Genomic DNA, 11,793 nt, shown 5'->3' on the forward strand with positions numbered 1-11,793 from the left:
TATTAGGATGATATTTTATTAATTTTGAGGATTAATCTTAGACTACATGAAAGAAAACCTCCGAATTATCCGCAATTGCCTCATTATCTTGACCGTGGTAGTGATTGCGGGTATCCTAACCATGCTTTCCTCTATATTTGTTCCATTGGTGCTTGCCCTGTTTTTGGCCATCCTGTTTCAGCCCATTATGGATCTTTTTACCAAATGGAAATTCCCCACCGTTGTTTCGGTAACATTGATTGTCTTGATTTTAACGACCTTTATCGTTTCTTTCGGTGCGGTAGTAATCAAAACAGGCACTCAGTTTGGGAAAGAACGGCAGAAATATTTCAACCAGATCGGTGCGAAAATGGAGGGAATGGTTGAAACGGTGAATAAGGTTCCTGGTTTGCATGATTTCAACACCTCGGGTATTGTTGAGGAAGTCTCCAAGTTTATTTCTTTTGAAAAAATATGGAGCAGTGCCCAAGTGCTTGTTAATGCGGTAGGTGATTTTTCCTCCGCCTTTGTCATTATGTTGCTTTATTTATTGGCGTTGTTGGGAGGATCGCAGAAGTACACCTCCTACTTTAATCAACTCCAGCGGAGTGAGAAAGAGCGGGTACATGAGGCAGGTGCTTTCTCCCGACAATTTCTCAAAGTGCAAAAAGCCATTGTTACCTATATCAAAGTGAAAACCAAGGTAAGCTTGTTGACGGGCGTTTTGGTTTGGCTGGCCTGTGTGATCTTTGGTGTGGACTTCGCAGTTTTCTGGGGATTTTTGGCCTTTACACTGAATTTTATTCCTTCTATCGGAAGCATCATCGCCACGGTTCCGCCCGTACTTTTAGGCTTGGTACAGATAGAATCATCCCTGTTTCTCCTGATTTTTTCCGGCTTAATTGTAACCATTCAGTTTTTCTGTGGAAACATTCTTGAACCAAAATTGCAGGGTAAGGAATTATCGCTCAACACTGTTACGGTTATTTTCGGACTGGTCTTTTGGGGATATATTTGGGGAATTACAGGAATGTTGCTTTCCGTTCCGTTAATGGTGATTTTGAAAATGCTGATCTCCATGATTCCAGGCTCTGAGGTATTGATTAAGCTGATGGAAAGCCCCGAGGAGACCGATTGTATTCATTTGCCCAACCCTATCGAAACCTTAAACTGACGTGAGCATGAACACTGATTTTGACAAAATTGTTGATCGCAAACCTTATAATAATGTGAAATTTGGCTTGAGAAAAGCCTATTTCGGAACCGAAGATATCGACCCGCTATGGGTTGCTGATATGGATTTTGAAGTTGCCGAACCCATTAACAATGCGATTGTGAAGCGGGCAGCGCATGCCGTATATGGCTACCCATTTGCCGATGATGACTTCAAGGCATCGGTATGTGATTGGCAGTGGAAACAAAATCAGTGGAAAGTTGCCCCGGAGTGGGTCAGTGGATTGCCTGGTGTGGTGCCTGCACTGCTGACGGCTGTACTTTCGTTCAGTGCGCCTTCAGACGAAGTCATTGTGCAGCCTCCCGTTTATTTTCCCTTTTTTGATGTCATTGAATCCGTTGGCAGGAACGTGGTCAAAAATCCATTGATACTCAATAATGGCAGGTATGAAATGGATTTTGATCATTTGCAAAAGGTGATTACCGATAAAACAAAGATGCTCTTGCTTTGTAATCCACACAATCCTTCGGGAAGAATGTGGACCAAATCGGAATTGACAAAGCTGGGAGAAATCTGTGCTCAGCATCAGGTGTTAATTATTGCTGATGAAATTCATTCCGACCTCACGTTGGGCGGAAGAAAACATCAGCCCATTGCGAAAATCAGTCCGCAAATTTCCGAGATTACCGTAACATGTTCATCGGCGAGCAAAACCTTCAATTTGGCAGGTTTAACCTGTGCCTACACCATCATTTCATCGGACACTCTTCGTCGAAAGTTTGATAAAATGTTGTCCATGACGCACCTTTTTATCAGTAATGTTTTTGGACTGGAGGCCACATCGGCAGCCTATAGGTCTGGGAGCGGGTGGCTCGAAGAATTGAAGCTTTATCTGGAGGAAACGATTGCGCAAATGGAGGTGTTTTTTCAGGAAAATTTACCTCAGGTAAAAATGATGAAACCTGAAGCAGGCTATTTGGTGTGGCTGGATTTTTCGGCTTGTGGGGATCCAAAAGCAGTGCGGAAAAAATTGATTGAAGAAGCCAGGGTGGGCTTAAATCATGGGAGCAGTTTTGGGGCTGAAGGAGAAAATTTTCACCGGATAAATATTGCCGTCCGGAGAGCGGAAGTCTTCAGTGCCCTGAGTAGAATTCAGAAAGTATTCAGCAATTAATCTGACAGGATGGTCAGGCGGGCTTTTTAACAATCAGGCAAATGGACGGCTTAAAAATGGATTCATTATAGTAATAATCAATCACATCAAAATCCCAATATTTGCCTGTGAGTTTTATGCGCTGTAATTCTTTGTTCAATAACCAAGTTGGCCCTTGCACCTCAATAGTATCGATAATCGAAGCAATGTTTCCATTGAAATTGATTTCGATATTTGCATTATTTTGCCCTTGGCGTTTTAATTTGATGACGCAGGAATTCGACTGATGATATATCTGACCATTAAGATCTGAATATTTTTCAGATAACTTGCTCAGCATTTGATTAACGACTTTCCTTGATTTTAAATCCAGCATCTGTTTCTTTATTACTTCTATGTTAGATATTACGTAGTCAGGACGATCAAGATCAAGTTTTTGTTGTCTATTTTTTACCTTTATTGCAAGTAGATATTAAAAATGCTTTAAATTAATTCGATCTTCATATCCTTTTAATATCCCATGCGGTTTACTGCTTTTGTCAGCTAAAAAGTCCATTAGAATTATCGTTTTATGTGTTACCATGTTAATGTCAATACCAACGGAAAACAGATCAGCGATCAGTTTGATTTAAGTATTCCCCTGGGCTTTCATTTTCCGCCAATTCATCATCAGTCAGGCTTTGATTTTCCGCAATTACCCATCACCACCCATCAGGGTGTTTTGCAATTGGCAAGCTGGGGATTGGTGCCTGAGTGGGTTAAAAGCCCTGATCAAGCGATGAGCATGAAAAGTAGCACCCTGAATGCACGTGCAGAAAGTATTTTCCAGAAACCCGCTTTTTCGGAATCGATGGTCAACCGGCGATGCTTGGTTTTTCTGACAGGATTTTTTGAATGGCAGGCCGTTGGCAAAAATAAATACCCATTTTTTATTCATTGTCCCGAGCGGCCAATCATTCCGATGGCAGGAATTTTCAGTCATGATCCACTAAAAATATCAACAAATGAGAAGGATATGACTTTTTCGATAGTCACCGTTCAGGCTAATGCATTGATGTCTAAAATTCACAATACCAAACAGCGTATGCCCTTAATTCTGAAGGATGATCAATTATCTGCATGGATGGCCCCTGAGAGCAGTCAGAAAACCCTGAAATCGTTGCTGTTACCTTATGACGGGCCGATGAAAGCGCATTCAGTAAAATTGAGGCAACAACAGGGTAGATTTGTAAATGAGGCCACAGCAACCGATCGGGTAGATTACCCCGCATTAGCATTTAAGCAAGGTCGGTTGTTTTAATGCTTGCCTTTCATTTTTTTCTTGTATTTTTGAGCGCAAATTTAATCTTTTACGAAAAAAAGCAAGGTGCCTGCATTTCAATCAGCGGAACAACTATTACGTGATATAGGTGGCAAACGGGAGCGTCTGATCATCAATTACCTCTTTGTGAATAAGCACGGGCGGTTTGATGTATTGGCCGATTTGCTCGAAGGTGATGAACGATTTCTTCACCGTATGATTGCCAAAAGTATATTGGTCAAAAGGGACGAATGGCTCTATTTGGATGATCGGATTTTATCCTTTCTCGAGCGATTCCTGGAAGTTAATGAGGATATTCAGAACTATGAGGTCGATGAAAAAATTGGTGCTATTGCCCTAAATATCCGACTTTTTCAGGAGGAAAATGCCTGGAAACGAAAGGAAGTCTTTTTGCAAAAAGTAAAAAAGGCGATGAGTTCGCTCGGGCGGGTGGTCAAAAGGAATGTGATTGATCTGGGCAAACAGGTTCAAATGGACTATAAAACCGAGGTGAACCCGAAGGTTAAAGAGATCAAAATTTCTGAGCATAATAATAAGGCGGTGAAGCTCCGCAAACTGATCGAAGGTATCGAAGACCTGTTGGAGAACCGGGTGTTTTTTCAGGAAGCGAATGATGAGATGCTCAACAGACTTTCGGTAGAATTGCGCTACGATTATTTACGCGATGCCAAAGTCAATCTGCGGGAACTTTCACAGGAAATCGTAGGGTACCTGAATAGAATTCAGGCCATGCAGGCGGTTCATCGGAAATTGCAGGAAGTTAAGCGACTGAAGGATCTTTTTGAGCTCGAAAAGCGGAGTAATGTGGAAGCGCTGATCCAGCAACAGCAGGGGCTCTTCTTTGCTCCTCGTCTTTTTATTTCGACGCCCCCAAGCCTTGAATTTCTTCGATCGGATCAAGGGCATGCGATTATCAGCAAGGTAGCGAATAAACTCCGACATCGGGCGCGGCAGAACAGCAGTAAATCTGGGGTAATGGCGAAGAAAGCGTTAGATACTACGGCTGTAAAAGAAGCGCGGATCAATTACTTTAAGTTACAACAGGAGTTTTTTAAGGGCGATACAGATTTATTTCAATTTTTATTGGCCTTCCCTTTCGAAACGAATGGAAGTTTGGAAGATCGGGTGAAAATATTCTGTAAAATGGCTTTGATGTATGAGGACAGGATGTTCTTTACGGGTATTACTGAAGTGTATGAATCCTTGCGTTATGGTGTGATTTTACCGCGTGACCCACGAAAATCTAAATCAGAAAGAATAGAAAATACTAATTGGTTGAAGGCATAACTGATGGAAAATATAAAAAAAATAATTGCTCCTGTATTCGATGTTTTAAGTCGGGGAGGCTTTCTGAGCGCAAATACCAGCCGTTTGGAACACCGAAAACTTTATGGTAAGGTAGAGGAGCATTTTGAGCAACTTCATGAATATTACCTTGCCTTGGGCTTCCACCTTCAGCATGGGCATAATTATTTCTACTTTACCCGTGAGGAGCAAAAGTATGCTACGGAGGAAAAGTTGGAGCGATTTTATAAGTATATCGACATATTGGCATTTTTTGCCGATTATTTTCAGGGTTTTGGTGAAGGCTATCGATTTTCAACTTCCGACCTGGAACAAAAGTGCAAGGTGGATACCAATTTGAGTGATCAGCTGAAGGTGATCATCCCTGAGGGAAGCACCTATTATGATAAAGCAAGACGAGTGGTTAAGCTGATGACCGATCGGGGTTTTTTCATCTGTGAAGATGATGAACGCGAAGACTACAAGGTGCTTTCTGCCTATAATTACTTACTGGATTTGATTAAACTCATTGATATTGATGAAGACGAGACAACTAAATAAGCTGATATTTATTAATAGTGCTTCGGTGGCTTACAGCGAAGTTGCCTTGGATGGAAATATTCACTTTGTGGGCTCGAATGGGTTTGGGAAAACCACCGTTTTACGGGCGATTCTGTTTTTTTATAATCCCAGCGACCGAAAGCGAGATTTGGGGATTCGGGAAGATCAGAAGGCATTTTCTGAGTATTACTTCGAGCGTTCAGACTCTTATATTATTTATGAGGTCAATCACGAGGCAGGGCCATATTGTTTGGTGCTTTACAAGCGAAATGGGCGTTTGCACGTGCGGTTTGTTGAGTCGGCTTATCAGCGTGATTGGTTTATTTCTGATTATCAGGCCAACGATCAGGCAGAAGTTTGGCAGAATATTCAGTCAGCAGGGGTAGCTATCGTTCCTGAGGAAATTACGCGGTTAGGTCATTTGCGTCAGATTCTTTATGGGGCAGGGGCAGAGAAAATCTGGCGTCGTTTCGCCCTTTTCAAAATGCACTCGGGAATGCAAAAGCGAAAGACCAACAATATCCCTTTGGCGATTTCGAATATTTTCCGCAGCTCTCGTCTGGATTCAAACTACATCAAAAAATCAATTATTGATGCCGTGTTTTATGAATCCATCAAGCCACTCGATTTGTCTGTTATTGAGCGACAACTCGCCCGTTTCCGAAACGACCTCAAAGATCTTGATAGTTATCAGTCGCAGGAAGATGTGGCTAAAGAGATTATTCGTCAGTTTAATGAGCTGGAAGAATTAAAGCATACGCTCGATACTACTGCGACCAATTTAGGGCATAAATTGAAAGAAGTCCGGGCCAAAATTGACCGTATTGATACGGATATGGAAGGTTTTCAGCAACAGATGACTGAAGAAGATGGGAAGCTGAAAGCTTTGCAAACTACCTATGATGAACAGCTTGGTCGCTTGAATGGTGAAATTGCCGTGCTTAAAAATGAACTGGCGGAAACGGAGCGATTGAAATCCTTCTTTAAGGATAAGGATATTGAGACGTTGGTGAATAAGGTAAAAGGCAAGTCGCTGAAAGAAAAACAATTGATCAAGCTGAAAACTTCTTTGGAGGAAACAGGCCGAAAAGTTCAGGATGTTGCGGTATACTTTGAGAATAAACTTGCCCGCCTTGAAAATGAAAAATTAGCTTTCGAAAGTCAGTTTTCCGAAAAAAGGCACCTGGCTCAGGCCACATTATTAGAGGCTAAAACGGCCGAGAATGAGCTTTTTGAGCAGACAAAATTGGAGATTGAGGATCAGTTTTTACAACGAATTGTGCCTTATGAAAAGGAAGTTGCGGAAAAACGTGCGCAGTACACCGATCTTCAGAGCAAGCTGCGAGGGGTAGAAAAGCAACCTTTGGTATCGAAGGAGCATCAGCAATTACTTCAGGAAATTGGGGATCTTGAGCAGCAGGGACTCAGCTGGGATCATGAACATAAAATGCTGTTGCAGGAAATCAGCAGTAAAAAAGAACTTTATGCGCTAAAGGTGAAGCATCTGGAGTCAGATACTCACGCACAGAAAAAGCGCCTGCAGAAATCTTATGTCAGTATCGAGGAGCAACTTCACAAAGTTGAAACGCAGCTGAAAGGATATGAGGGGTCGTTGCTTTCTTTTTTACATGAGCAGGTCGATGGCTGGGAAGCACATTTGGGCAAAGTGCTGAAAGAAGAAGTTCTGTTTTCGAAAAATCTTTCGCCTGCCTTTGATCCCGATCAGTCGAATAACTTGTTTGGATTGTCGCTTAATCTGGCAGACTTGCCGAGCACGTCGCATTCTATCGAACAGCTCGAAGCACTAAAAAAAGGTTTTTCCAAACAGTTGAAAAGTATTGAGGTAGAGTTGTCGCAGCTCGAAGCTGACTTTCTGAAAGAGTCTGAAGAGCTTCAACAGGCGATAGGATTACCGGTGAAGAAGCTACAGAATCGGGTCGATCAGTTGCGCTATGATCAGGAACGTTGTCAGGTGCAGGTAAAAAACCTGAAGTTGGAAGTTGATGCGCTGTCGCAAAAAGAGCAGGCGGTTCACGCAGAAAATTTGCATCAGATACACCTTCAGCTGGATGAGGTTGAGGGAGCGTTGAAAGGAGCGGAACAGCAATTACAGGCTGTAAAGCAGCAACAGAAGGAGGAGTTGCTGGCGCTTCAGGGGCGTCATCGTACCACCTTGGCGCAGGCGGAAGAACATTGCTCCAAACAATTGCAGGGAATTGCCCAAGAGGCCAATGAGCGTTTGAAGCTGTGGAAAGAAGAAAAAGAGGATATACGCAAGGATCGCGATGCCCAAATGGCAGGGAAAGGCATCGATCCTGATCGTGTTCGGATGCTCGAACATCAAATTGAAACGCTGACAGCCGAGTTGGAGGAAATTGACGATGAGGCCATTGAATTGGTGAACCGTTATAAGTTTGCGCAGGAACGTTACCTTGATGTTGAACTGGATAATGTTAGAAAGTTAGCAGATGCCGAAGGCAAGGTCAATCAGTTGGCGGAGGATTTCCGACTGAAATCTGCAGGTGGTAAAAGGGCGGTTAAAGAACTTCAAATGCAAATGGGGCAACAGCGACAGTTACGAAAAGAGTTGAACGCCCTGATTGCGCAGGATTTTGAATATTTCAAAACCGGAGCGCATTCAGTTTACCATGTTTATCAGCATTTGATTGATCATCCGAAAGGGGAGAACACCCAAGGGTTGGAACTCAAAGAAAGTATACATTTAATGAATAGCCATTTCAGCAGGCTGACGGTTGAAACGACTCAGTTACAGCGTAAATTGAATAAATTTACAGGCTTGTTTTCTTTGAATAACTTCTTGAATTTCCCGAAAAAATTAGAGAAAGATCAGGATTATCTTGATTTTGTGCGCTACCATTTGGAGCCATTCGTGACCAATAATATGGTGGAGCTGGCACGTAAGCAATTGGAGAAATTGCATGCAGATACGATCAATGACATCGCTCGGGAGGTGAAGGATTTTTCCACCCACTCTACAGAAATTCATGCGGTAATTGCTCAGATCAATGCTGATTTTGAATCGAGTAATTTTGTGGGCGTAGTTAAAAGTATTCAGCTGGACTTTCGGGAGAAAAATGCGGGCGTGATTCAACTGATGCGGAAAATAAAAAAATTGACCGAAGATCATCAGTTTGGGGCGCAAGCGGGCATGTTCAATAAAGGGCTGTCCGAAGATATCAGTCAGGAGTCGATTAAGTTACTGACACAATTAAAATCAGCCATTGATGATGCCCCCAAAAAAATCATTTCAATCCATGATACTTTTGACCTTTGGTTCAGGGTTGAAGAAAATAATAATGATACCGGTTGGGTGGAAAGATTATCGAATGTGGGCTCCGAAGGAACTGATGTGATGGTGAAGGCGATGATCTACATTACTCTGCTGAATGTATTTAAATTGAATGCTTTCCGAACCGACAGTAACTATTGCATACATTGTATGATTGATGAGGTGGGGAAATTGTCGGATCGCTACCTTCGTGAACTGATCAATTTCACCAATGATAAAAACATCCGCTTGATTTTTGGTTCCCCGAACGAAAATGATCCACTGATCTATCAGCATGTTTATAAGGTGCACCGAGAGGATGACCATATTCAAGTGATCGAGCTTATTGGCGAAGAGCAACAGGAAGCCTCCTGATTGTAGATTGAAAACAGAAATGGCACTTGCGGAAACAAGTGCCATTTTTTATTTATTGTAGGTGAAATCTTCCCGGTGAATTTTGTTGAGCATTTTCATGGTGGCCATAATGGCTGACGCCTGCTGGTCAGCATCAAGACCTCGGGTTTTGAACTGCTGTCTGCCATCGTCCCAACTAATGGTCGTTTCTACGAGGGCATCAGTATTTCCGCCTGGTGGAATATGAATACGATAGTTGGTCAGTTTTGGTAACGGCAACTGAATGTGCTCATCATAAATTTTCTTCAGCGCATTCATGAAAGCATCGTACATACCATCACCTTTGGCATTTTCCTCGTAAACTTCCCCCTCGATTTCAATTTTAAGCATCGCCACAGGGTGCATATTATGTACAAGTGTACAATAATAATTGTGGATTTTAACCTTGCCCTCCATCGTGTTGCCCAATACATCAGAAACAATATATGGGAGATCGTCCTGGGTGATCAACGATTTTTTATCGCCCAACTCAACGACCCGTTGTGTAACTTCGGCCATTTTTTCCGGGGAAAGAATGATCCCGAGATCTTCGAGGTTTTTCTGAATGGAGGCTTTTCCTGAGGTTTTCCCCAAAGCATATTCCATTCGTCTGCCAAAACGTTCAGGCAATAAATCATTCTTGTATAAATTACCTTTTACATCCCCGTCCGCATGGACACCACAGGCTTGCGTGAAGACATTTTTCCCAACGATTGGCTGATTTGATGGTGTTTCAATGCCACTGAAAACAGCGACCATATTTGAAATTTTCGTCAGTTTGCGCTCATCAACACTACACTCAAGCTGCATATGGTCTTTCAGGCCAATGATACTCGCCAATGGTGTATTTCCCGTTCGTTCCCCAAGCCCATTCACTGTACAATGAATGCCATTTACTCCTGCCTTGATCGCGGAAAAAGTATTCCCGACAGCCAAATCGTAATCATTATGGCAATGAGAATCAAAGTGTAGCTTTGGATACCTTTCACGCATCATCACGATGTACTCTTCAATAAGCACCGGATTCAAAATGCCGAGGGTGTCAGGTAACATAAAGCGGTCAATGGGTTCAAACCTGAGGGCGTCCATGAGTTGAAAGACATATTCAGGAGAGTTTTTCATGCCATTTGACCAGTCTTCCAAATATACATTGACCGACAAGCCCGCCTTTACCGCTTCCTGCACTTCTTTCCTGATATCAGTAATATGCTGCTCGGGGGATTTCTTCAACTGGTACTTCAGGTGATTGAGTGAGCCTTTGCAAAGCAAATTCAACACTTTTGCCCCTGCCTCCAAAATCCAGTTGCGGGAACGCCCCTTATCTATAAAACCAAGAATTTCAATATTTTCCAGGTGACCATTTTCTTTTGCCCAACGGGTAATTCTGCGTACCGCCTCTTTTTCTCCTTCACTGATGCGTGCAGACGCCACTTCTATCCGATTCACTTTAACCTCTTCAAGAAGCAATTTGGCGATGGTTAATTTTTCGGCAGGAGTATAAGCCACCCCTGACGTTTGCTCCCCATCTCGGAGCGTTGTGTCCATTATCTCGATTCTCATTCGTCCTGCGTTTAAAAGACATTAAAGTAAATAAAATATCTAATAACTTGAGTGATTATTTTGATATTTATCCATTTAAATGAATTAAATATGGCTTGAATTGCCGCATTGGGAGGAAATGTCCGACTTTCAGCTAATTTGCCTAATATAAATTGGTGCTTGTGTTGCGTTTTGGGATAGGCTTAATCGATATGCTCCGCAATTGGCGATGGCATGATCAGGTGAAACTGGTCTCTTTCGAACATATATTTTAGTAACACCTCCTGACGGTCGTCTGGTAAAGCACCATATTTCACTTTAAACTGAAATTGGTTAATCACCTCGAAGGCATCAATCTGTATGCTTTGCTTATAATTGATGGCAATTAAATTACTGACCACCTTGTCGTGGGGCAGATCGAGTAATTGCTGTTCAATATCGTCGATAATATGCGCATCATTGTGGATGTAATTTATAAATTGCTCCGCTCTTTCAAGATTTTCCAACAGCACATACCTGTTGATCGAATACACATTATTATATAGGTGGTCGTATTGGGAGGCGGGCACTTCAAAAGGTCTTTTAAACCTCATTTGTAAAAGACGTGTCCACGGCTGACGTCCCCCTTTGGCATTTTTTCCAATGATTTTATCAAACTCATTATCGAATAAAGTAGCCTCTTGCGGATTGAAAGCCGCCAAAGGTGGTAGGAACGTTTGGAGTTCCTCATGAATGGATCGAAGGTTATTGATGATACCGACAATGATTTTTTCATCCTGCCCTAAAACGGCCTTGAAATTCTTGATTTCCTGAAGATCGTCGATATCAAAAGACCACACCCATCGTTGTTGTTTGCTTTGTTTGAAAGAGGGATGACGTAGATACAGCTTGGCCATTTCCTGGGCATGGGCTATAATTTCCGCCTTCCGTGATGAAGGAATGCTGTCCACAAAAGTATTCGATGAGGTCGCCTGGTAATCTGCATTACTACAAATGGTTCTTTTTCCCCAAACGCCCATACCTATAATAAGCAGGCATGCCAAAGGGAAAATAAAAACTGGCGAAATGGACTTCCTCATGAATAAATATTTGGGCTGACG

At 42.4% G+C, this 11,793-nt stretch carries 9 protein-coding genes; 6 read left to right on the forward strand and 3 right to left on the reverse strand.

Going from position 1 to position 11,793, the window contains the following annotated elements:
• Positions 1 to 46 precede the first annotated feature (46 nt).
• Both AABK40_RS19020 and AABK40_RS19025 read left to right on the forward strand, forming a co-directional pair.
• Positions 47 to 1,153, forward strand: coding sequence for an AI-2E family transporter (locus tag AABK40_RS19020; RefSeq protein WP_338398980.1), 1,107 nt, complete (start codon positions 47 to 49; stop codon positions 1,151 to 1,153).
• A 7-nt stretch (positions 1,154 to 1,160) separates the two neighbouring features.
• Positions 1,161 to 2,327 carry a MalY/PatB family protein gene (locus tag AABK40_RS19025; protein ID WP_338398981.1) on the forward strand — a complete coding sequence of 389 codons (1,167 nt, stop codon included), beginning with the start codon at positions 1,161 to 1,163 and terminating at the stop codon, positions 2,325 to 2,327.
• 13 nt (positions 2,328 to 2,340) lie between these two features.
• On the opposite strand, the gene AABK40_RS19030 is transcribed toward AABK40_RS19025, so the two are convergent.
• Positions 2,341 to 2,682 carry a hypothetical protein gene (locus AABK40_RS19030; protein WP_338398982.1) on the reverse strand — a complete coding sequence of 114 codons (342 nt, stop codon included), beginning with the start codon at positions 2,680 to 2,682 and terminating at the stop codon, positions 2,341 to 2,343.
• Positions 2,683 to 2,877: 195 nt separating this feature from the next.
• Between AABK40_RS19030 and AABK40_RS19035 the strand changes: the two genes are divergently transcribed.
• The 4 genes from AABK40_RS19035 (at position 2,878) to AABK40_RS19050 (ending at position 9,136) form a co-directional block, all read left to right on the forward strand.
• Positions 2,878 to 3,606: an SOS response-associated peptidase gene (locus AABK40_RS19035; protein WP_338398983.1), complete on the forward strand. Its 729-nt coding sequence runs from the start codon at positions 2,878 to 2,880 to the stop codon at positions 3,604 to 3,606.
• A gap of 66 nt (positions 3,607 to 3,672) precedes the next feature.
• Positions 3,673 to 4,914, forward strand: coding sequence for a hypothetical protein (locus AABK40_RS19040; RefSeq protein WP_338398984.1), 1,242 nt, complete (start codon positions 3,673 to 3,675; stop codon positions 4,912 to 4,914).
• A 3-nt stretch (positions 4,915 to 4,917) separates the two neighbouring features.
• Positions 4,918 to 5,472, forward strand: coding sequence for a condensin complex protein MksE (locus AABK40_RS19045; RefSeq protein WP_332920245.1), 555 nt, complete (start codon positions 4,918 to 4,920; stop codon positions 5,470 to 5,472).
• Positions 5,450 to 9,136, forward strand: coding sequence for an ATP-binding protein (locus tag AABK40_RS19050; RefSeq protein ID WP_338398985.1), 3,687 nt, complete (start codon positions 5,450 to 5,452; stop codon positions 9,134 to 9,136). Before AABK40_RS19045 ends, AABK40_RS19050 begins: the two co-directional genes overlap by 23 nt.
• Positions 9,137 to 9,184: 48 nt before the next feature.
• Here the strand turns inward: AABK40_RS19050 and AABK40_RS19055 are convergent, their stop codons facing one another.
• Entirely contained in the window at positions 9,185 to 10,714 is a 1,530-nt protein-coding gene (locus tag AABK40_RS19055; RefSeq protein ID WP_332920247.1) for an alpha-isopropylmalate synthase regulatory domain-containing protein, read from the reverse strand.
• A gap of 182 nt (positions 10,715 to 10,896) precedes the next feature.
• A complete protein-coding gene (locus AABK40_RS19060; RefSeq protein WP_338398986.1) occupies positions 10,897 to 11,772 on the reverse strand; it encodes a hypothetical protein in 876 nt (291 codons plus the stop codon).
• Positions 11,773 to 11,793 lie beyond the last annotated feature (21 nt).

The sequence above is a fragment of the Persicobacter psychrovividus genome, from assembly GCF_036492425.1.
In the GTDB taxonomy this organism is placed as follows: Bacteria; Bacteroidota; Bacteroidia; order Cytophagales; family Cyclobacteriaceae; genus Persicobacter; species Persicobacter psychrovividus.

Excerpts from the sequence above, each read along its gene's own strand:
- AABK40_RS19055 (WP_332920247.1), bottom strand. The coding sequence starts at position 10,714 with ATGAGAATCGAGATAATGGACACAACGCTCCGAGATGGGGAGCAAACG.
- AABK40_RS19035 (WP_338398983.1), top strand. The coding sequence starts at position 2,878 with ATGTGTTACCATGTTAATGTCAATACCAACGGAAAACAGATCAGCGAT.
- AABK40_RS19030 (WP_338398982.1), bottom strand. The coding sequence starts at position 2,682 with ATGCTGGATTTAAAATCAAGGAAAGTCGTTAATCAAATGCTGAGCAAG.
- AABK40_RS19050 (WP_338398985.1), top strand. The coding sequence starts at position 5,450 with ATGAAGACGAGACAACTAAATAAGCTGATATTTATTAATAGTGCTTCG.
- AABK40_RS19025 (WP_338398981.1), top strand. The coding sequence starts at position 1,161 with ATGAACACTGATTTTGACAAAATTGTTGATCGCAAACCTTATAATAAT.
- AABK40_RS19020 (WP_338398980.1), top strand. The coding sequence starts at position 47 with ATGAAAGAAAACCTCCGAATTATCCGCAATTGCCTCATTATCTTGACC.
- AABK40_RS19045 (WP_332920245.1), top strand. The coding sequence starts at position 4,918 with ATGGAAAATATAAAAAAAATAATTGCTCCTGTATTCGATGTTTTAAGT.
- AABK40_RS19060 (WP_338398986.1), bottom strand. The coding sequence starts at position 11,772 with ATGAGGAAGTCCATTTCGCCAGTTTTTATTTTCCCTTTGGCATGCCTG.